Origin of the sequence: Rathayibacter sp. AY1C4 (genome assembly GCF_002932195.1) — a bacterium.
Taxonomy (GTDB): Bacteria; Actinomycetota; Actinomycetes; order Actinomycetales; family Microbacteriaceae; genus Rathayibacter.
Map to the genome: position 1 here is coordinate 150,963 of NZ_PSWE01000003.1, position 20,714 is coordinate 171,676.

Sequence of the window (20,714 nt, forward strand, 5' to 3'; positions counted from 1 at the left end):
GCGCGGCTCGGCCGCGCCCCGGTGGGCATCCCGATTGTAGCGGGAGGGTGTCAGCGCGCGGAGCGCAGGCGGGTGCCCTCGGCGAGGCCGCGGGAGGTCTCGGCGACCGCGTCGACCCCGCCGGACGCCAGCGCCCGCACCAGGGCGGATCCGACGATGGCGCCGTCCGCGTAGGCGAGGATCTCGGCGACCTGCTCGCCGGTCGAGATGCCCAGGCCGACGCACGCGCTCTCGGAGCCGGCGGCGCGGAGGCGGTCGACCAGGGCGCGGGCCGCGGAGTCGACATCGGTGCGCGCGCCGGTGATGCCCATCGTCGAGACCGCGTAGACGAATCCACGGCTCGAGTCGACGGCCTGGCGCAGGCGCGTGTCCGTCGAGGACGGTGCCGCGAGGAACACGCGGTCGAGTCCGAGCCGCTCGGAGACGGCGAGCCACTCGGCGCCCTCGTCCGGGATCAGGTCGGGCGTGATGAGGCCGGACCCGCCGGCCTCGGCCAGATCGGTGGCGAAGCGCTCGACCCCGTACTGCAGGACGGGGTTGTAGTAGGTCATCACCAGGACCGGCACGTCGACGCGCGCCCGGATCTCGCGGACGGCCTCGAAGCCGTGGCGGAGGCGGAAGCCGCCCGCGATGGCGGCCTGGGTCGCCTCCTGGATGACGGGTCCGTCCATCACCGGATCGGAGTAGGGCAGACCGAGCTCGATCGCGTCGACGCCGTTCTCGGCCATGGCCACGGCGGCGTCGATGCTGGTCGGCAGGTCGGGGAAGCCGACGGGGAGGTAGCCGATCAGGGCGCCCGCCGCCTCCTCGTTCCGGCGCCGGACGGTCTCGGCGACGCTCGGTCCGCGGCCGCTCACGACTGCACCGCGCCCTGGTCCATGAGGCCGAAGTAGTGCGCAGCGGTCGTCATGTCCTTGTCGCCGCGGCCCGAGAGGTTGACCAGGATGGTGGCCTCGGGGCCGAGCTCGCGCCCGAGCTCCAGCGTGCCGGCCAGCGCGTGCGCGGACTCGATCGCCGGGATGATCCCCTCGGTGCGGCTGAGCAGCATGAGCGCGTCCATCGCGGCCGAGTCGGTGACCGCGCGGTAGTCGGCGCGGCCGATGCTCGAGAGCCACGCGTGCTCCGGGCCGATGCCCGGGTAGTCGAGGCCGGCCGAGATCGAGTGCGACTCGACGGTCTGGCCGTCCTCGTCCTGGAGGAGGAAGCTGCGGGCGCCGTGCAGGACGCCGGGGCGGCCCTTGCTGATGGTCGCCGCGTGGCGGGGGGTCTCGATCCCGTCGCCGCCGGCCTCGAAGCCGACGAGGCGGACCTCGGGGTCGTCGAGGAAGGCGTGGAAGATCCCCATCGCGTTGGAGCCGCCGCCGACGCAGGCGGTGACCGCGGTGGGCAGCGAGCCGGTGAGCTCGAGGACCTGCTCGCGCGCCTCCTCGCCGATGATCTTCTGGAAGTCCCGGACGAGGGCCGGGAACGGGTGCGGGCCCGCGACGGTGCCGAAGATGTAGTTCGTGGTGCCCACGTTCGTCACCCAGTCGCGCATCGCGTCGTTGATCGCGTCCTTGAGGGTGCGCGAGCCGGTCGTCACGGGGATCACCTCGGCGCCGAGCAGGCGCATGCGGGCGACGTTGAGGGCCTGGCGCTCGGTGTCGACCTCCCCCATGTAGACCACGCAGTCGAGGCCGAACAGGGCGGCGGCCGTGGCGGTCGCGACGCCGTGCTGGCCCGCTCCCGTCTCGGCGATGACGCGGGTCTTGCCGATCCGCTTGGTGAGCAGCGCCTGGCCCAGCACGTTGTTGATCTTGTGCGAGCCGGTGTGGTTGAGGTCCTCGCGCTTGAGGATGATCCGCGCTCCGCCGGCGTGCTCGGCGAACCGCGGCACCTCGGTGATGATCGACGGACGGCCGGTGTAGCTGCGGTGCAGCTCCATCAGTTCTGCCGCGAACGCGGGATCGACCTTCGTGCGCTCGTACTCGGCGCTCAGCTCGTCGAGGGCCTCGACGAGGGACTCGGGGACGTAGCGTCCGCCGAACTCGCCGAAGTAGGGGCCGAGTTCATCCCGGAGTGCCATGGGGGTACCGCCTATCGGAGTGGTCAGTGCGCCAGGAAGCCGGCGAGGGTGGAGACGGGGTCGCCGCCGGTGACGAGAGCCTCGCCCACGAGGACGACGTCGGCTCCGGCGCCGCGGTAGTGCGCGACGTCGTCGGCGGTGAGGACGGCCGATTCGGCCACCTTCACCGCGTCGTCGGGGAAGCGCTCGGAGAGGCGGCCGAAGAGGTCGCGGTCGAGCTGGAAGGTGGAGAGGTCGCGGGCGTTCACGCCGATGAGCCGCGCGCCGAGGTCGGCGGCCCGCTCGAGCTCGTCGGCCGAGTGCGTCTCGACGAGCGGGGTCATCCCCAGCTCGAGGACGAGGGCGTGCAGCTCGGCGAGCAGGGGCTGCTCGAGCGCGGCGACGATGAGGAGGACCAGGTCGGCTCCGGCCGCGCGGGCCTCGAGGACCTGGTAGGGCTCGGCGACGAAGTCCTTGCGCAGGACGGGGATCGACACGCGCTCGCGGACCGCCTCGAGGTCCGCGAGGGACCCCTTGAAGCGGCGCTCCTCGGTGAGGACGCTGATCGCGCTCGCTCCCCCGAGCTCGTACTGTCCGGCCAGCTCGGCGGGGACGGGGATGTCGGCGAGGGCTCCGCGCGACGGGCTGGCGCGCTTCACCTCGGCGATGATCCTGACGCGCTCGGCGGGGGCCAGTGCGGCCAGGGCGTCGAGGGCGGGCGCCTGGGCGAGCGCGCGGCGCTCGACGGCTTCGAGCGGGGCGCTCTCGCGGCGCCGGGCCGCGTCGGCCAGGGCGCCGGCGGTGAGGTCGGCGAGCACCTAGGCGCGCGCCTTCGGGTTCGCCTTCGCGCCGTTGACGCCGTAGCCCGCCTTGGCCATGCCCATTCCCACGAGCAGACCCACCACGACCAGGCCGGCCGAGAGCCAGACCACCAGGGGCACGTCGAACCAGAACGCGATCGTGCCGATCGTGAATCCGACCAGCATGATGACGACGGCCGTCCACGCTGCGGGCGAGTGGCCGTGGTTGTCGTCGTCGTGCTCGGTGCTCATGGGTCTCCTCCTGGGGGTGCATCGGGACCAGAGCAGTCTAGCGTGAGGCGCCTGAGCGCCCGGCCCCGGACTCGCCTGCGCAGCCGCCTGCAGGAGGCGGGGATGCCGGACCGCCGGACACGACCCCGGCCGGTGTCAGCGGCCCGAGGTGGGGTCGTCGCCGCGCGAGAGCTCGTCCCACGAGACGACCGGATCGATGTCGCCGTCGTCCGTCTGCACGGTCGACGCGCCGTGGCCGTAGCCGTCGGCGGGCTCGAAGCGGGACGCGCGCTTCCGCGCCGCTCCCGGCCAGCGGCGCGAGGTCGCGAGGACGCCGATCCCGAGCAACGCGGTGAGCACGCCGCAGACCAGGGCGACGACGGGCCAGGCCGTCGCGGAGGACGAGGCCACGAGCGCGGCGACGGACTGCTCCCCCGCGATGGCGGTCGCCTCCGTGACCAGCGAGGCGCCGGCGCGCACGGGGTCGCCCAGTGCCGTCGCGGCCGCGAGCACCACCGAGGCGCCGAGGACGGCCTGGAGCACACCGAGCACGATCCGGAAGACGGGGCCGGCGATGGCGAGGGCCGCGGCGAGAGCGAGGCCCGCGAGCGCCAGGGCGGAGAGCGCGGGCGCGGCGACGGTCCCGGCCACGTCGATCCGCTGGCCCTCCCCCTCGATCGCGGCCAGGGTCAGCGTGGACCAGGTCTGGGTGGAGGCGGTCAGCTCGAGCGCGGCGAGCAGCACGACCCCGAGGATCGCCGTGTACTTCAGCCGCCGTCCGCTCATGCTCACTCCGCCGGGCCGAGGCCGGTGAACGGCACGAGGGGGTCGACGTCGAAGCAGGCGTGCTCGCCCGTGTGGCAGGCTGCGCCGATCTGCTCGACCTGGACCAGCAGGGTGTCGGCGTCGCAGTCGAGGGCGGCACCCCGCACGTACTGCGCGTGCCCGGACGTGTCGCCCTTGCGCCAGTACTCCTGGCGCGAGCGCGACCAGAAGGTGACGCGGCCCTCGGTGAGGGTGCGCCGGAGAGCCTCGCGGTCCATCCAGCCCATCATGAGCACCTCGCGGGTGTCGTGCTGCTGGATGATCGCGGGCAGGAGCCCGGTCGGATCGAAGGCGGCGCGGTCCAGGACGGCGTCGAGCTCGGCGGGGGTCATCGGATCTCGATCCCGGAGGCGGCGAGCGCGCGCTTGACGTCGCCGATCGTCAGCTCGCGGTTGTGGAAGACGGAGGCGGCGAGCACGGCGTCGGCTCCCGCGTCGACGGCCGGAGCGAAGTGCTCGACGGCGCCGGCGCCTCCGGAGGCGATGACCGGCACGGAGCTCAGCTCGCGCATCGCGGCGATCAGCTCGAGGTCGAATCCCTGCTTGGTGCCGTCGGCGTCGATGGAGTTGACCAGCAGCTCCCCGGCGCCGCGCTCGACGGCCTCGGCCGCCCAGGCCAGGGCGTCGAGCTCGGTCTCGCGGCGTCCGCCGTGGGTGGTGACGACGAAGCCGGACGCCGTGGCGTCGCTCCGCTTGACGTCGAGCGAGAGCACGAGCACCTGCGCGCCGAAGACGTCGGCGATCTCGCCGAGGAGCTCGGGCCGGGCGATCGCGGCGGAGTTGACGCCCACCTTGTCGGCGCCGTGCGCGAGCAGTCGCGAGACGTCCTCGGCGCTGCGCACGCCTCCGCCGACCGTGAGCGGGATGAAGACCTGCTCGGCGGTCGCCCGCACCACGTCGTAGGTGGTCGAGCGGTCGTCGACCGTGGCGGTGACGTCGAGGAAGGTCAGCTCGTCGGCGCCCTGCTCGAAGTAGAGGCGGGCGAGCTCGACGGGGTCGCCCGCATCGCGCAGGTTCTGGAAGTTGACGCCCTTCACGACGCGGCCGGCGGCGACGTCGAGGCAGGGGATGACGCGGACGGCGAGACTCATCGGCTCCCCCTCTACAGGCGCGCGGCGTGGATGGAGGTGACTAGGATCGCGCGGGCGCCCAGGTCGTACAGGCGGTCCATCACCTGGTTCATGTCCGAGCGCGGCACCATCACGCGGACGGCCACCCACTCGGCGTCGTGCAGCGGCGAGACCGTCGGGGACTCGAAGCCCGGGGCGATCGCCGTGGCGCTCTCCAGGAGCGCGACGGGGCAGTCGTAGTCGAGCAGCACGTACTCGCGGGCGACCAGCACGCCCTGCAGGCGGCGCAGCAGCACCGGGATGCCCTCGGGCTCCCCTGCGGCGGAGACCAGGACGGCGGTCGAGTCCAGGATGACCGGGCCGAAGATCTCGAGGCCGGCCTTGCGGAGCGTGGTGCCGGTCTCGACGACATCGGCGATGACGTCGGCGACGCCGAGCTGGATCGCGGACTCGACCGCGCCGTCGAGGCGGATCAGCGTCACCTCGACGCCGTGCTCCCGGAGGAAGCGGCCCACGAGGCCCGGGTAGCTGGTCGCCACGCGGAGGCCGTCGATCTGCGCGAGCTCGTCGTAGCGGCCGGCGGGCCCGGCGAAGCGGAAGGTGGAGTTCGCGAAGCCGAGGCTCGCGATCTCGCGCGCCTCGGAGCCGGAGTCGATCAGGAGGTCGCGGCCGGTGACCCCGACGTCGAGAGCGCCGGAGCCGACGTAGGTGGCGATGTCGCGCGGGCGCAGGTAGAAGAACTCCACCCCGTTGCGCTCATCGACGACGTGCAGCTCCTTCGGGTCGCGGCGGCCGGTGTAGCCGGCCTCCGCGAGCATCTGACCGGCGGTCTCCGAGAGGGAGCCCTTGTTGGGGACGGCGACGCGCAGGAGCGCCGGGGCGGGGGTGGTGGTCACGGGACGTCCTTCATGACTCGACGGCTGTTCAGGGGGCGGCACGGCTCCTCGGGGAGCGTGCGGGCGCGACGGCGCGGAGCGGATACGCACCCCGGCGAGCGGGGCGGGGCTCACAGATGCCGGTAGACGTCGGCCGTCGTCAGTCCCTTGGCGAGCATGAGCACCTGCAGGTGGTAGAGCAGCTGCGAGATCTCCTCGGCGGTGCGCTCGTCGCCCTCGTACTCGGCGGCCATCCACACCTCGGCGGCCTCCTCGACGATCTTCTTGCCGATGAAGTGCACGCCGGCGTCGAGCTCGCGGACGGTGCCCGAACCCTCGGGACGGGCGGCGGCCTTCTCGCCCAGCTCAGCGAAGAGGTCGTCGAAAGTTTTCACCGGGGAAGTCTATACGGCGGCCGGGCGCGGGCCGCCTCAGTGCCGGTGCAGGTGAGCGGTCGCCGTCTCGCGCAGCGACGCGATCGCGGCCTCCGGGTCGTCCGCGCCGAAGACCGCGGAGCCCGCGACGAAGGTGTCGGCTCCCGCCTCCGCTGCGATCTCGATCGTGCCGGGAGCGATCCCGCCGTCGACCTGGAGCCAGACGTCGAGCCCGGTGCGGTCCACCACGTTCCGGAGGGTGCGCAGCTTGGGCATCGTCTCCTCCATGAAGGACTGGCCCCCGAAGCCGGGCTCGACCGTCATCACGAGGACCTGGTCGAACTCGGGCAGGAGGTCGAGGTAGTCGTCCACCATCGTGCCCGGCTTGAGCGCGATCCCCGCCCGCGAGCCGATCTCGCGCAGGCGCCGCGCCAGGGCCACGGCGTCGCGCGCGGCCTCGGCGTGGAAGGTCACGGAGAAGGCGCCGGTCTCGGCGTAGTCGGGGGCCCACCGGTCGGGGTCGTCGATCATCAGGTGCAGGTCGAGCGGCCGGGGCGAGACGTCCTGGAGGCGCTGGACCATGGTCAGCCCGAAGGTGAGGTTCGGCACGAAGTGGTTGTCCATCACGTCGACGTGCACGAGGTCGGCTCCGGCGATGCGCTGCAGCTCGGCCTCGAAGTTCACGAAGTCGGCGGAGAGGATGCTGGGGTTGATCCGTGCGGGCATGCCTCCAGCCTAGATCGGAGCGTCCTCCGCGTCCGCCCGGCCGAGCGCGTTCCCGCTCCGGAGGGTTCAGGCGTCTCCGGACGCCGCCTCGAGGGGCCGGCGGCGGAGGAGCTGCACGAACATGGCGTCGGTGCCGTGCCGGTGCGGCCAGAGCTGCACGTGGAGGGTGCCCTCCGGCAGCGGGAGCGGGTCCGCCGTCAGCGCGCGCAGCACGGCCGGCGTGTCGACGAGCTCGAGCTCGTGCCGCTCCTGCGCGAGGGCGAGCACGCGCCGGGTCTCGCCGAGGTGCGGCGAGCAGGTCACGTAGGCCAGCAGGCCGTCGGGAGCGAGAGCCCTCACCGCGGAGTCGAGCAGCTCGCCCTGGAGGGCGGCCAGCGGCTCCACGTCGGCCGCGGACTTGCGCCAGCGCGCCTCGGGCCGACGCCGCAGCGCACCGAGACCGGTGCACGGCGCGTCGAGGAGGATGCGGTCGAACGATCCCGGCTGCTCGTCGCCCAGGTCGCGCCCGTCGCCGGTGCGCACCTCGACCGACGGATCGACGGCGGCCAGCGCCTGCCGCACCAGGCCCGCGCGGCCCGGAACCACCTCGTTGGCGAGCAGCGCCGCCCCTCCTGCGCGCGCCTCCGCCGCGAGCAGCGCCGCCTTGCCGCCGGGTCCCGCGCACAGGTCGAGCCAGCGCTCGCCCGGGCGGACCGGCCGTGCTCGGGAGAGCGCCAGAGCGGCGAGCTGGGAGCCCTCGTCCTGCACGCGCACGCGGCCCTCGTGCACCGCGGGGAACGCCTCCGGGTCGCCGCCGGTGCTGGTCATGCCGACCGGCGAGAACCGGTCGGATTCGGCGTCGGCGATCTCGCTGGGAGACGCCAGGCCCGGCAGAGCCACCAGGTTCACCCGCGGAGCCGCGTTGTCGGCGGCGAGCAGCGCGTCGAGCTCGTCGGCCGCCCCCTCCGCCGCCAGCGCCCGTCGCAGGGCGCGCACGATCCACACGGGGTGGGAGCTTAGCGCGGCGATCCGGTCGTCCCCGGAGACCGCGGCCGCGGAGACCCGCTCGCGCCACTCGCCGGCGCCCGAGCGCGAGACCGCGCGCAGCACGGCGTTGGCGAAGGCCACCGCTCCCCGCGAGGAGCCGGCCGCGACGAGCGCGACGCTCTCGTTCACCGCGGCGTGCGGGGCCACGCGGGTCGCGAGCAGCTGGTGCACGCCCAGGCGCAGCGCGTCGAGCACCGGCGCATCGATGCTCTCGACGGACCGGCCGGCCGCGAGGGCGATCACGCGGTCGTAGTAGCCGGACATCCGCAGAGTGCCGTAGCAGAGCTCGGTGGCCAGTCCCGCGTCGGCGGGCGAGAGGCCGGCGGCGCTGATCCGCGCGGGCAGGACCAGGTTGGCGTAGGCGTCCGACCCGCTCACCGCGAGCAGGACGTCGTAGGCGACCCGCCGGGCGGGAGCGGCCTCGCGACGGGCGCTCACGCGAGCACCGTGCTCTCGCGCAGGCCGCGGGCCCAGGCGGCGCCGGCCATCGGGGTCCTGCCGGCGGGCTGGACGGTGACCAGCTCGACCGCTCCGTCCGCGGTGCCGACGAGGGCGCGCCCCGAGTCGAGGCGGACGACGCCGGGAGCGAGGTCCCCCTCGGCCGCGCGGACCGCGAGCACCTTGAGGCGCGCGTTCCCCACCGCGGTCGAGGCTCCGGGCTCGGGAGTCGTTCCGCGCACGAGCGCGAGGACCCGCCCGGTCGGGAGGCTCCAGTCGATCCGGCCGTCGGCGGCGTCGAGCTTGGGAGCGGGGGTCGCCTCTCCGGCCTGCGGAGTCGCGACGGCCGTGCCCTCCTCCAGCGCGCCGACCACGCCGAGGGTGAGGCCGGCGCCGCTCGCGGCCAGCTCCGTCAGCAGCTCGCCCGCGGTGCGCTCCCCCGCGTCGACGGCGAGCTCGGCGTACACGTCACCGGCGTCGAGCTCGGCGACCAGCTGGAAGACGCTCGCGCCGATCCGCGTGTCGCCCGCCATCAGCGCCCGCTGGACGGGAGCCGCCCCGCGCCAGCGCGGCAGCAGGGAGAAGTGCAGGTTGATCCAGCCCAGGCGCGGCACCGCCAGCAGGCGCTGCCGGACGAGGCCGCCGTAGGCCACGATCACGCCGAGGTCGGGGGCGAGCTCCGCGATCCGGTCGGTCACGTCCTCGTCGAGGCGGTTCGCCCGGATCACCGGGATCCCCAGCTCCTCGGCCACGACGGCGACCGGCGAGGGGGTGAGCACGCGCTTGCGTCCCACCGGGGCGTCCTCCCGGGTGACCACGGCCACGACCTCGTGCGCGGAGGCGGCGAGGTCGCGGAGGGTCGGAACGGCGGCGGCGGGCGTGCCGGCGAAGACGAGGCGCACGGGGGTCTCCTGGGGAGTCAGAGGATGTCGGGGTCGTCGAGACGGACCCGGAGCCGGGGGGCCGGCCGGAAGCGGCCGGGCGTGGTCGGCGGGCGACGACGGCGCGTGGCGTTGCGGATCACGGCGGAGCGGAGGCGCGCGGCCACATCCGCACCGCGAGCGTAGTCGAACCGGACGATCGCCCGGACGGAGCCGTCCTCGAGCCCGACAGGACCGAGGACCTCGTGCCGGTCGTCCTCGTCGAGCGCGTCGAGCGCCTCCTCCACCGCGTGCGCGTCGCCGCTCACCGTGGCCAGGCGCACCGCGGGCGGGAAGCGCAGAGCGCGCCGCTCCTGGAGCTCGGCCCGGAGGTACTCGGCCTGCCGCCAGGTCGCCAGGGCGGTCGCGAGCCGGCCGCCGACCCCGACCAGGAGGACCGGCGCGCCCGGGCGGGCCAGCGCCGCGGCGTTCGACCAGGTGCGGAGCGCGTCGTCGGCGACCCGCAGGCTCTCGCGGGCCAGCATCCGCTCGCCGTCCAGCAGCAGGACGGCGTGGTAGCCGCCGTCGGCCCGCGGCTCCGCCCCGCGCGTGGCCACGACGAGCGCGGGCTCGTCGGGGAGGGTGAGCACGGGGCGCTGCCCGTCGGCGACGATCACCTTGGCACCCGGGAAGGCGCGTCCGAGCTCCTCCGCGGTGCGGCCCGCGCCGAGGGAGACGAGGCGCAGAGCCGTCGCCTCGCAGACGGAGCAGGTCCAGTCGGCCGCGATCAGGCCGCACCAGCCGCAGCTCGGCCGCCCGCCCTCGGAGTGCACGCCGAGCGGACCCTGGCAGCGGTTGCAGCGTGCGACGGTCCGGCAACGGGCGCAGGCGACCACCGGCGCGTAGCCGGGGCGCGCGACCTGGACGAGCACGGGACCGGAGTCGAGGGCCTTCCGCGCCTCCCGCCAGGCGGAGGAGGGGATGCGCGCTGCCGCGTCGTGCTCGTCGGCCGCCCACTGCTGGGCGGTCGGCACGACGTGCGGGCGGCGGCTCGGCCGCGGCTCCACCTCGGTCGCGAAGCCGATCTCGACGAGCCGCTCGACCTCGACCGTGCGCGTGTTGCCGAGCAGGACGAGGCCGGCGCCGCTCTGCTCCTGCCGCACCAGGGCGACGTCGCGGGCGTGCGCGTAGGGCGCGAGCGGCTCGGCGAAGAGCGGATCGCCGTCGTCCCAGAGCGCGATCAGGCCGAGGGCGGAGGAGGGCGCGTAGAGGACGGAGCGGTTGCCGACGACGACCCGCGGCCCGGGATCGAGGCAGCGGACGAAGGCGGAGTAGCGCTCGGCGCCCTTCTGCCGCGCATCGAGGCGCACCACCGCCTCCGCGGGGACGAGGGCGGCGAGAGCGAGCTCCAGCTGCTCCTGGTCGCGGTAGTCGGGGACGGCCAGGATCGCGTCGCGGCCCGCGGCGAGCGTGTCCCGGGCGAGCTCGGCGAGCGTGACGGCCCAGCCGCCGACCCACGCGCCCGAGTCGAGCCTCACGGGAGCCGGCACGGCGCCGACCGCCAGCCGGGCCCCCTCGGCGAGTCCCGCGAAGGAGGCGTCGGGGTAGCCCGTCCCGCCGCCCGCCTCGACCGCGGGCGCCGCAGGAGCGGGACCCGCGGCGAGTCGCGCCTTCTCGACGCGGACGTGGCGGCGCGGCACGGCCAGGCGCAGCACGTCGCTCGCGCCTCCGGAGGCGCGGTCGGCCACCCGGCGGGCGAGGGCCCAGACCTCCGGGGTCAGCACGACGAGCGGCGAGACCAGCTCCTCGATGCCGCTGAGCGCTCCGGCGTGCTCGGTCCCCTCCCCCGTCTCGACGACGAACGCGTCGGCGATCCGGCCTCCGGTCCGCAACGGCACCCGCACGCGCACGCCGGGGACCACCTCGCCGCGCAGCGCCTCCGGCACCGCGTAGTCCAGGAGCCGGTCGAGCTGCGGGAGGGGCGAGTCCAGGAGCACGCGCGCGACGGCTCCGCTCGTCGCCATCGCCGCCGCGCCCGCTACGAGAGGCCCGCGGCGGAGCGCAGGTCGTCGACCCGGTCGAGGCGCTCCCAGGTGAAGTCGGGGAGCTCCCGGCCGAAGTGGCCGTAAGCCGCGGTCTGCGCGTAGATCGGGCGGAGCAGGTCGAGTGCGTGGATGATCGCGGCCGGGCGCAGGTCGAAGACCGAGCGGATCGCCTCGGTGATCGTCTCGTCGGAGACGGTGCCGGTGCCGAAGGTCTCGACGTAGAGGCCGACCGGGGCCGCCTTGCCGATGGCGTAGGCGACCTGCACCTCCAGCCGCGAGGCGAGCCCCGCGGCGACCGCGTTCTTGGCGACCCACCGCATGGCGTAGGCGGCCGAGCGGTCCACCTTCGACGGGTCCTTGCCCGAGAACGCGCCGCCGCCGTGGCGGGACGCTCCGCCGTAGGTGTCGACGATGATCTTGCGGCCGGTGAGCCCGGCGTCACCCTGAGGCCCGCCGATCTCGAAGCGGCCGGTCGGGTTGATCAGCAGGCGCACGGCGGAGGAGTCGAGGTCGACCGTCTCGAGCACGGGGCGGATGACGTGCGCCGCGATGTCCGCGTGGATCGTCTCGGTGCTGACGTGCTCGGCGTGCTGGGTGGACAGGACGACGGTGTCGATGGTGGACGGCGTCGTGCCGTCGTAGCCGATGGTGACCTGGGTCTTGCCGTCGGGCCGGAGGTAGTCGAGCTCGCCCGACTTGCGGACGGCGGCCAGGCGCTCGGCGAGGCGGTGCGAGAGCCAGCTCGGCAGCGGCATGTACTCGGGGGTCTCGTCGGTCGCGAAGCCGAACATCAGACCCTGGTCGCCCGCGCCCTGGCGGTCGAAGGCGTCCTCGCCCGCCTCGGAGGAGCGGACCTCGAGCGCCGTGTCGACGCCCGCCGCGATCTCGGGCGACTGCTGGCCGATCGAGACCGAGACGCCGCAGGAGCGGCCGTCGAAGCCCTTCTCCGAGGAGTCGTAGCCGATCTCGACGATCGTGTCGCGCACGATCTTGGGGATCTCGACGTAGCCGCTCGTGGAGACCTCGCCCGCGACGTGCACGAGCCCCGTCGTGACCAGCGTCTCGACGGCGACCCGGCTGTGCGGGTCCTCGCGGAGCAGGGCGTCGAGGATGCGGTCCGAGATCTGGTCGCAGATCTTGTCCGGGTGGCCCTCGGTGACGGACTCGGAGGTGAACAGGCGGAGGGGACCGGAGGTCATGCTTCTCTTCTCGTCCCGGCTCGTGCGGACCGGGGTCGTTCGTACCGGGAGTGGCCTGGCGGGCGCGATGCCGGGCGGCAGGCGATCGGCGCCTGGGCGGGCGGACCGGCGGGGCTAGCGCACGACCGCGTCGAGGACGCGATCGGCCACCTCCGCCTTGCTGCCCGAGGCCTCGCCAACTATATCGCCGGCCCGATCGAGGACCACGACGGCGTTGCTGTCGCTCTGGAAACCCTCGGCCCAGCCCACCCTGTTGAGGACGAGCAGGTCGCAGCCCTTGCGGGCGATCTTGGCGCGGCCGAGGGCGAGCATCGCGTCCCGGTCCGGCTCGGTCTCCGCGGCGAAGCCGACGACGATCTGCCCCTCCCGCCGGGAGGCGGAGATCTCGGCGAGGACGTCCGGGTTCTTGACGAGCTCGAGGACGAGACGGTCGCCCTGCTGCTCCTTCTTGATCTTCGCGTCGGCGACCGCGGCGGGCCGGTAGTCGGCGACGGCCGCGGCCATGATCACGACGTCCGCGCCGGGGGCCGCGGCGAGGGCGGCCTCGCGCAGCTCGAGCGCGGTGCCCACCGGGAGGACCGTGACGCCCTCCGGCGCCGGCACGTCGAGGTTCGCGGCGAGGAGGGTGACCTCCGCGCCGCGGGCCGCAGCGGCCAGCGCGAGCGCGACGCCCTGCCTGCCGCTGGAGCGGTTGCCGACGAAGCGCACCGGGTCGAGGGGCTCGCGGGTGCCGCCGGCGGTCACGAGGACGCGCACGCCCGCGAGGTCGCGGCGGGCGGAGGCGGAGCGGGCGTGGACGGCGAGGGCCTCCGCCACGATCGTCTCGGGCTCCTCCATGCGGCCGGGGCCCGAGTCGGCGCCGGTGAGGCGGCCGACCGCGGGGCCGACGACGTGCACGCCGCGGGAGCGGAGCACCGCCGTGTTCGCGACGGTGGCGGCGTTCGCCCACATCTCGGTGTGCATCGCGGGGGCGACCACGAGCGGGGCGGTGCTCGCGAGCACCGTGTTGCCGAGCAGGTCGTCGGCGAGGCCGGCGGCGAGCTTGGCGAGCGTGTGCGCCGTCGCGGGCGCGATCACGATGAGGTCGGCGGCCTGGCCGATGGCCACGTGCCGGACCTCGGCGACGCCCTCGTAGAGCTCGGTGTGCACCGGGTTCCGCGAGATGGCCTCGAGGGTGGGCTTGCCGACGAAGCGCAGCGCGGCCTCGGTCGCGACGACGTGCACGTCGTGCTCCGCGAGGACCAGCGCGCGGACGACTCCGACGGCCTTGTACGCGGCGATGCCGCCGGTGATGCCGACGACGACGTTGAGCCGTCGGCCGGCCTCGAGAGAGGAGCCCACCCGGAGGGGACTACTCGGCGAGGGGCTTGGCGACGAGCTTGTCCTCGTTGATCTCGTGCAGTGCGACCGAGAGGGGCTTGTCGTCGATGGTGGAGTCGACCAGCGGGCCGACGTTGTCGAACAGGCTGCCCTCGTGGAGGTCGGCGTAGTAGTCGTTGATCTGGCGGGCGCGCTTGGAGGCGAAGATCACCAGCGCGTACTTGGAGTCGACCTTCGAGAGGAGCTCGTCGATGGGCGGGTCGATGATGCCGAGGTTGTTGGCCATGGATGTCTCCTTGCAGGCGCATCAGCGCCGATCTGCGGCTCCGGAGCAACACGGCGCGCGGGCTCCGAGGGGCGTGTGCCCGGTGGGACCCGGGGCGTCGGCCCGGAGGTGGTCGGTGGCCCGGTGTCAGCGGCCCGGGTCAGCGGGCGCGCCGTCGGCACGAGGCGACATCAATTCTACGACCTCGCGGGCCGCTTCGGGCACGGTGCTGTTGACGACGGCGAAATCGAACTCGTCCTGCGCGGCCAGCTCCACCTTCGCGGTGGCCAGACGGCGCTCCTGCTCCTCCGCGCTCTCGGTGCCGCGGCCGACCAGCCGGCGGACCAGCTCGTCCCAGCTCGGCGGCAGGAGGAAGACCAGCCGCGCGTCCGGCATCCGCTCGCGCACCTGGCGGGCACCCTGGATGTCGATCTCGAGCATCACCTGCCGGCCCTGCTCCAGCGCGGCGTCGATGGGGCCGCGGGGCGTGCCGTAGCGGTGAGCGTTGTGGACGACGGCGTACTCGAGGAACTCCCCCGCCGCGACCATCCGGTCGAACTCGGCGTCGTCGACGAAGTAGTAGCTGACGCCGTCCACCTCGCCCGGACGCGGGGCCCGGGTGGTGGCCGAGACCGAGAGCAGGACGTCCGGGTAGTTCTCGCGGATGTAGGTCGACACGGTGCCCTTGCCGACCGCGGTCGGACCGGCGAGGACGAGCAGGCGGTTGCGGCCGGGGCGGCGCTGCCGCGACTCCCGCTCCTCGAGGAACGACGCCAGGCCCTCGACCTGGCGCCGGCCGAGCCCGCCGAGGCGCTTCGACTCGGCGATCCGCAGCTGGTCCATCACCCGGGGCGTCTTCACCACGCCGAGTGCGGGCACGGCGCGGAGCAGCTCGCTGACGCGCATCCGCCCCTCGACTCCGAGCGGCTCGGCCTGGGCCGCCGCGAGCACGGCGGTCGCGGGGCGGCGTCCGGCGGCGACGGCCTTCTTGACGGCGGCGCGGGCACGGCGCGCCGCGATCGCGGCCTCGGAGGCGGCGCGCCGGTCGACCTCGGGCGGCGAGGGACGGCGCACGGCCTCCGGGCGCGAGGAGGCGCCGGGATCGGGGCTGACGGTTTCAGCGGACAAGGGTCTCCTGGATGTCGGTCGCGCGGCGGGTGATCTCGGCCGCGATCCCCGAGGGGCCGGCGCCGAGCACGCTGCGCGACTCGCTGACGATGGTGGCGGCGCTCAGCGCGCCGAACAGCCGCTGCGCGTCCGCGACGGCTGCGCCCTGGTGGCCGAAGCCGGGCGCGAGCACCGGAAGTGCGGGGTGCAGCGGCTCGTCGATGCCGATGCCGAAGTCGCCCAGGGCGACAGTGGCGCCGAGCACCACGCCGACCGAGCCGATCGACGCGCGAGCGTGAGCGTCGTTCCAGGATGCCACGTCCGCCACGACCGCGCGTGCCACGGTGGATCCCGCCCGGCCGCCGTCCTGCACGAGGGCGCGCTGCACGGGGCGGGCCTCGGGGTTGGAGGTGGCTGCGAGGACGAACACGCCCTTGCCCGCCTCCTCGGCGAGGGTCAGCATCCCCTCGAGGGAGCCGAGCCCCTGGTAGGCCGCCGCGGTCATGGCGTCCGCCTCGAGCGGCGAGCCGGGCCGGAGCCACGCCTCGGCGTAGGCGGTGACGCTCGTGCCGATGTCGCCGCGCTTGACGTCGGCGATCACCAGCAGTCCGGCCTCGCGGGCGTCGGCGAGCACGCGCTCGAGCGCGGCGTAGCCCGCCGAGCCGTGCCGCTCGAAGAACGCGATCTGCGGCTTCACCACGCCCGCACGGCCGGCCGCCGCCTCGACGACCGTTCGGCCGAAGCTCTCGAGCCCGGCCGCGTCGTCGGCGAGGCCCCACGCGTCGAGCAGGTACGCGTGCGGGTCGATCCCGACGCAGAGCCGGCCGTGCGCGGCGAACGCCGCCTCGAGGCGCGAGCCGAAGGAGGCGGTGCCCGCCGCGCCGCCGCTCACGCGGTGCGCTCCGCGCGGCGCAGGGCGTAGTCCTGCAGGCTCGTCACCTCGAAGGGCTCGTTCGCCGCGTCGAGCGAGGCGACCGCCGCCGCGAGCTGGGCGATCGTGGTGAACAGCGGCTTGTCCGCGGCGACCGCGGCGGCGCGGATCTCGTAGCCGTCGGCGCGGGTCGCTCCTCCGCTGGGCGTGTTGATCACCACGTCGACCTCGTCGCGGGCGATCAGCTCGACGATGGAGGGCGCGTCGCCCTCGGCGGTCTCGCTGTACTTGCGGACCACGCGGGCCTGGATCCCGTTGCGATTCAGCACCTCGGCCGTGCCCTCGGTCGCGAGGATGTCGAAGCCGAGCTGACGCAGGCGCAGCGCGGGCAGGACGATCGAGCGCTTGTCGCGGTCGGCGACCGAGATGAAGACGGTCCCGCTCGCCGGCATGCCGCCGTACGCGGCGTCCTGGCTCTTCGCGAAGGCGCGCGGGAAGTCGCGGTCGATCCCCATGACCTCGCCGGTGGAGCGCATCTCGGGCCCGAGCAGCGAGTCGACGATCTGGCCCTCCTTGGTGCGGAAGCGCTTGAACGGCAGGACCGCCTCCTTCACCGCGATGGGAGAGTCCATCGGGACGTCGGAGCCGTCGCGCTCGGGCAGCAGGCCCTCGGCCTTCAGCGCGGCGATGGTCTCGCCCACCATCAGGCGCGACGCGGCCTTCGCGAGCGGGATGCCCAGCGCCTTCGACACGAACGGCACGGTGCGCGAGGCCCGGGGGTTCGCCTCGAGCACGTAGAGCACGCCCTGGCCGATCGCGAACTGGACGTTCAGCAGTCCTCGGACGCCGACGCCCTGCGCGATCGCGAGGGTCGCCTCCCGCACCTGGTCGATCTGCCGGCGGCCGAGCGTCACCGGCGGGAGCGTGCACGCCGAGTCGCCGGAGTGGATGCCGGCCTCCTCGATGTGCTCCATCACTCCTCCGATGTAGAGCTGCTCGCCGTCGAAGAGCGCGTCGACGTCGATCTCGATCGCGTCGTCGAGGAAGCGGTCCACCAGCAGCGGGTGCGCCTCGTCGATGATCCCCTCGCCGGCCATCCGCTCGAAGTAGTCCTCGAGCTGGGGCGTGCCGTAGACGATCTCCATGCCGCGCCCGCCGAGGACGAACGACGGACGGACGAGGACCGGGTAGCCGATCTCCACCGCGACCTCGCGGGCGCCGTCGAGGTCGGTCGCGGTGCCGTTGCGCGGAGCGAGAAGTCCCGCCTCGTCGAGGATCCGCGAGAACGCGCCGCGCTCCTCCGCGAGGTCGATGTTCGCGGGGGTGGTGCCGAGGATGGGCACGCCGGCCGCCTCGAGGCCCGCGGCGAGCCCGAGCGCCGTCTGGCCGCCCAGCTGCACGACGACGCCGACGAGCTCGCCGGACTGCGACTCCGCGTGGATGACCTCGAGCACGTCCTCGAGAGTCAGCGGCTCGAAGTAGAGGCGGTCCGAGGTGTCGTAGTCGGTCGAGACCGTCTCGGGGTTGCAGTTGATCATGATCGTCTCGAAGCCCGCGTCCGAGAGCGCGAACGAGGCGTGCACGCAGGAGTAGTCGAACTCGACCCCCTGGCCGATGCGGTTGGGGCCGGAGCCCAGGATGACGACCTTGCGGCGGTCGGCGGCGACGACCTCCGTCTCCTCGTCGTACGAGGAGTAGTGGTACGGCGTGAGCGCCGGGAACTCGCCCGCGCAGGTGTCGACGGTCTTGTAGACCGGGCGCACGTCCAGCGCGTAGCGGGTGCGGCGGACCTCCGCCTCGTCGAGACCGCGGAGCTCGGCGATCTGCGCGTCCGAGAAGCCGTGGTCCTTCGCCAGGCGGAGGAGTCCGGCGTCGAGGCCGTCGTGCTCGCGCACCAGGTCGGCGATCTCGTTGATCAGCACGATCTGGTCGAGGAACCAGGGGTCGATCTTCGTGGACTCGAACGCCTGCTCGACCGTGGCTCCCAGGCGCAGCGCCTGCTGCACGGTGACGATGCGGCCGTCGGTCGGGGTCCTCGCGATCTCGAGCAGCTCCTCGACCGAGCGCTCCTGCGCGCCCCAGTGGAACGACGAGCCGCGCTTCTCGAGCGAGCGGAGCGCCTTCTGCAGCGCCTGCGCGTAGTTGCGGCCGATCGCCATCGCCTCGCCCACCGACTTCATGGTCGTGGTCAGCGTCTTGTCGGCGGCCGGGAACTTCTCGAACGCGAACCGCGGGACCTTCACGACCACGTAGTCCAGCGTCGGCTCGAAGCTCGCCGGCGTCACCTTGGTGATGTCGTTCGGGATCTCGTCCAGGCGGTAGCCGATGGCGAGCTTCGCGGCGATCTTGGCGATCGGGAAGCCGGTCGCCTTGGAGGCGAGGGCGGAGGAGCGGGAGACGCGCGGGTTCATCTCGATCACGATGATCCGGCCGTCCGCCGGGTCGATCGCGAACTGGATGTTGCAGCCGCCGGTGTCCACGCCCACGTCGCGGATGATCCGGATGCCGATGTCGCGCAGCTTCTGGTACTCGCGGTCGGTGAGGGTCAGCGCCGGTGCGACGGTGATCGAGTCGCCCGTGTGCACGCCGACGGGGTCGACGTTCTCGATCGAGCAGACGACGACCGTGTTGTCGGCCGTGTCGCGCATCAGCTCGAGCTCGTACTCCTTCCAGCCGAGGATCGACTCCTCCAGGAGCACCTCGGTGGTGGGGCTCTGGTGCAGGCCGTCGCCGACCATCCGCACCAGCTCCTCGCGGGTGTAGGCGAAGCCGGAGCCCAGGCCGCCCATGGTGAACGACGGGCGGATGACGAGGGGATAGCCCAGGTCCTCGGCGTACTCGATCGCCTCGTCGACGGTGTGCGCGATGTAGGACTTCGCGACGTCGGCGCCCGCGTCCAGCACCAGCTGCTTGAAGATCTGCCGGTCCTCGCCGCGGTTGATCGCCTCGAAGCTCGCGCCGATGAGCTCGACGCCGTACTTCTCGAGGATCCCGAGGTCGTGCAGCTGGATGGCCGCGTTCAGGGCCGTCTGCCCGCCGAGGGTCGGCAGGATCGCGTCCGGCTTCTCCTTGGCGATGATCGCCTCGATCGCCTTGGGCGTGATCGGCTCCACGTAGGTGGCGTCGGCGAAGTCGGGATCGGTCATGATCGTCGCCGGGTTGGAGTTGACGAGGATTACGCGCACCCCCTCGGCGCGCAGCACGCGGCAGGCCTGGGTGCCGGAGTAGTCGAACTCGACGGCCTGTCCGATGACGATCGGGCCGGAGCCGATGACCAGGACGCTCTGGATGTCTTCCCTGCGCGGCATTACTTCTGCTCTCCGATGCTGCTGGTCGTGGGGATGTCGGTGGGCTCCGAGGCCCCGCGCCCGGCCGTGCGCTGCACGACCATCTCGCGGAAGCGGTCGAAGAGGTGGTTGGAGTCGTGCGGGCCGGCCGCCGCCTCCGGGTGGTACTGCACCGAGAAGGCGGGGATGTCGAGGCAGCGCAGGCCCTCCACGACCGAGTCGTTGAGGGAGTAGTGGCTGACCTCGACGCGGCCGAAGCCCTCGGGCGAGTCCAGCTCGCCCTCGATCGGCGCGTCCACGGCGAACCCGTGGTTCTGCGAGGTGATCTCCACGCGGCCGGTGAGCTTGTCGAGCACGGGCTGGTTGATCCCGCGGTGGCCGAAGGGGAGCTTGTAGGTGCCGAAGCCGAGAGCGCGCCCCAGCAGCTGGTTGCCGAAGCAGATGCCGAAGAACGGCAGGTCGGCGCGCAGGGTGGTGCGCAGCAGCTCGACGTGGCGGTCCGAGGCCTCGGGGTCGCCGGGGCCGTTGGAGAAGAAGAGCGCGGACGGGTCGAGCGCGAGCACCTGCTCGGCGGTCACCGACTCGGGCAGCACGTGGACGTCGAAGCCGCGCTCCGCGAGGTAGTTGACCGTCGAGGTCTTCACCCCCAGGTCGATGACCGCGACCGAGCCGACGCGCTCGCCGCGGGCAGGCACCGTGTACTGCTCGTCGGTCGAGACCGAGGAGGAGAGGTTGAGCCCCTGCATCTGCCGGCCGCCGAGGACCAGCGCGAGCTGCTCCTCCTCGGGGAGGGCGAGGTCCTCGCCGGAGAACACGCCGGCGCGCATCGAGCCGGCCGAGCGGATGTGGCGGGTGATCGCCCGGGTGTCGACGCCGGAGATCCCGACGATGCCGTCGGTCTCCAGGTCGTCGCCGAGGGAGCGCTGCGCGCGGAAGTTGGAGACGACGCGGGAGGGGTCGCGGACGACGTAGCCGGCGACCCAGATGCGGCGCGACTCCATGTCCTCGTCGTTGGTCCCGGTGTTGCCGATGTGGGGCGCGGTCTGCACGACGATCTGGCCGGCGTAGCTCGGGTCGGTCAGCGTCTCCTGGTAGCCGGTCATGCCGGTGGCGAAGACGATCTCGCCCAGGGTGCGGCCTCGGGCGCCGTAGGCCTGTCCCCGGAATCGTCGTCCGTCCTCGAGGACGAGGACGGCGGTGGGTTCGGTGCTGAGGCGTGTCGTTGGCACGGACTAGGAGCCCTTCTGGGTCGTGTCGGGGCCGCCGCGAACGTCGTGCTCTACGACCCGGAGGCGCGACGCCGCTTCTCCGTCGAGGACCTGCGCGGCCGCAGCGGCAACTCCCCGTACCTC

The 20,714-nt window shown here is 73.6% G+C and carries 20 protein-coding genes; all 20 read right to left on the minus strand.

Translation table 11 applies throughout. From position 1 onward, the window contains the following. Positions 1–50 precede the first annotated feature (50 nt). The 20 genes from trpA to carA all read right to left on the minus strand — a co-directional run bounded on the left by trpA (position 51) and on the right by carA (position 20,591). Positions 51–857: a tryptophan synthase subunit alpha gene (gene trpA / locus C5C99_RS02700; RefSeq protein ID WP_104339555.1), complete on the minus strand. Its 807-nt coding sequence runs from the start codon at positions 855–857 to the stop codon at positions 51–53. Beyond that, a complete protein-coding gene (gene trpB, locus C5C99_RS02705) occupies positions 854–2,065 on the minus strand; it encodes a tryptophan synthase subunit beta (protein WP_104225310.1) in 1,212 nt (403 codons plus the stop codon). Before trpB ends, trpA begins: the two co-directional genes overlap by 4 nt. A gap of 23 nt (positions 2,066–2,088) precedes the next feature. Then, positions 2,089–2,862, minus strand: coding sequence for an indole-3-glycerol phosphate synthase TrpC (trpC, locus tag C5C99_RS02710; protein WP_104309120.1), 774 nt, complete (start codon positions 2,860–2,862; stop codon positions 2,089–2,091). After that, complete coding sequence (locus tag C5C99_RS02715) at positions 2,863–3,096, minus strand: DUF6704 family protein (protein WP_104221860.1); 234 nt, start codon at positions 3,094–3,096, stop codon at positions 2,863–2,865. It lies immediately after the preceding gene. A gap of 135 nt (positions 3,097–3,231) precedes the next feature. Next, entirely contained in the window at positions 3,232–3,861 is a 630-nt protein-coding gene (locus tag C5C99_RS02720; RefSeq protein WP_104292125.1) for a Trp biosynthesis-associated membrane protein, read from the minus strand. A gap of 2 nt (positions 3,862–3,863) precedes the next feature. Beyond that, complete coding sequence (hisI, locus tag C5C99_RS02725) at positions 3,864–4,232, minus strand: phosphoribosyl-AMP cyclohydrolase (RefSeq protein ID WP_104221855.1); 369 nt, start codon at positions 4,230–4,232, stop codon at positions 3,864–3,866. Further along, positions 4,229–4,990, minus strand: a complete 762-nt coding sequence (hisF, locus tag C5C99_RS02730) for an imidazole glycerol phosphate synthase subunit HisF (protein WP_104221853.1) — start codon at positions 4,988–4,990, stop codon at positions 4,229–4,231. Before hisF ends, hisI begins: the two co-directional genes overlap by 4 nt. Before the next feature lie 11 nt (positions 4,991–5,001). Next, the gene (gene hisG, locus C5C99_RS02735; RefSeq protein ID WP_104221851.1) at positions 5,002–5,865 is read right to left on the minus strand and encodes an ATP phosphoribosyltransferase; all 864 of its coding nucleotides are present in this window, start codon (positions 5,863–5,865) and stop codon (positions 5,002–5,004) included. A gap of 110 nt (positions 5,866–5,975) precedes the next feature. Continuing rightward, complete coding sequence (locus tag C5C99_RS02740) at positions 5,976–6,239, minus strand: phosphoribosyl-ATP diphosphatase (RefSeq protein WP_055791842.1); 264 nt, start codon at positions 6,237–6,239, stop codon at positions 5,976–5,978. A gap of 36 nt (positions 6,240–6,275) precedes the next feature. Then, complete coding sequence (rpe, locus tag C5C99_RS02745; RefSeq protein ID WP_104257836.1) at positions 6,276–6,944, minus strand: ribulose-phosphate 3-epimerase; 669 nt, start codon at positions 6,942–6,944, stop codon at positions 6,276–6,278. A gap of 66 nt (positions 6,945–7,010) precedes the next feature. Next, entirely contained in the window at positions 7,011–8,408 is a 1,398-nt protein-coding gene (locus C5C99_RS02750) for an RsmB/NOP family class I SAM-dependent RNA methyltransferase (protein ID WP_104339556.1), read from the minus strand. Continuing rightward, on the minus strand, positions 8,405–9,310 hold the full coding sequence (locus C5C99_RS02755; RefSeq protein ID WP_104339557.1) for a methionyl-tRNA formyltransferase: 906 nt from the start codon (positions 9,308–9,310) through the stop codon (positions 8,405–8,407). The genes C5C99_RS02750 and C5C99_RS02755 overlap by 4 nt, the downstream gene beginning before the upstream one ends. A gap of 17 nt (positions 9,311–9,327) precedes the next feature. Next, complete coding sequence (locus tag C5C99_RS02760) at positions 9,328–11,292, minus strand: hypothetical protein (protein WP_104339558.1); 1,965 nt, start codon at positions 11,290–11,292, stop codon at positions 9,328–9,330. 14 nt (positions 11,293–11,306) lie between these two features. Continuing rightward, positions 11,307–12,512: a methionine adenosyltransferase gene (metK, locus tag C5C99_RS02765; protein ID WP_104221839.1), complete on the minus strand. Its 1,206-nt coding sequence runs from the start codon at positions 12,510–12,512 to the stop codon at positions 11,307–11,309. Positions 12,513–12,626: 114 nt separating this feature from the next. Further along, complete coding sequence (gene coaBC, locus C5C99_RS02770) at positions 12,627–13,853, minus strand: bifunctional phosphopantothenoylcysteine decarboxylase/phosphopantothenate--cysteine ligase CoaBC (protein WP_104237507.1); 1,227 nt, start codon at positions 13,851–13,853, stop codon at positions 12,627–12,629. A 10-nt stretch (positions 13,854–13,863) separates the two neighbouring features. Continuing rightward, complete coding sequence (gene rpoZ / locus C5C99_RS02775; RefSeq protein WP_104221835.1) at positions 13,864–14,118, minus strand: DNA-directed RNA polymerase subunit omega; 255 nt, start codon at positions 14,116–14,118, stop codon at positions 13,864–13,866. A gap of 126 nt (positions 14,119–14,244) precedes the next feature. Continuing rightward, on the minus strand, positions 14,245–15,171 hold the full coding sequence (gene gmk / locus C5C99_RS02780) for a guanylate kinase (protein WP_104354723.1): 927 nt from the start codon (positions 15,169–15,171) through the stop codon (positions 14,245–14,247). A gap of 43 nt (positions 15,172–15,214) precedes the next feature. Continuing rightward, entirely contained in the window at positions 15,215–16,096 is an 882-nt protein-coding gene (pyrF, locus tag C5C99_RS02785) for an orotidine-5'-phosphate decarboxylase (protein WP_104246781.1), read from the minus strand. Continuing rightward, positions 16,093–19,383 (minus strand): carbamoyl-phosphate synthase large subunit, encoded by a 3,291-nt coding sequence (carB, locus tag C5C99_RS02790; RefSeq protein WP_104221829.1) that lies wholly within the window; start codon positions 19,381–19,383, stop codon positions 16,093–16,095. Before carB ends, pyrF begins: the two co-directional genes overlap by 4 nt. Further along, on the minus strand, positions 19,383–20,591 hold the full coding sequence (gene carA / locus C5C99_RS02795) for a glutamine-hydrolyzing carbamoyl-phosphate synthase small subunit (protein ID WP_104225321.1): 1,209 nt from the start codon (positions 20,589–20,591) through the stop codon (positions 19,383–19,385). Before carA ends, carB begins: the two co-directional genes overlap by 1 nt. Positions 20,592–20,714: the final 123 nt, after the last annotated feature.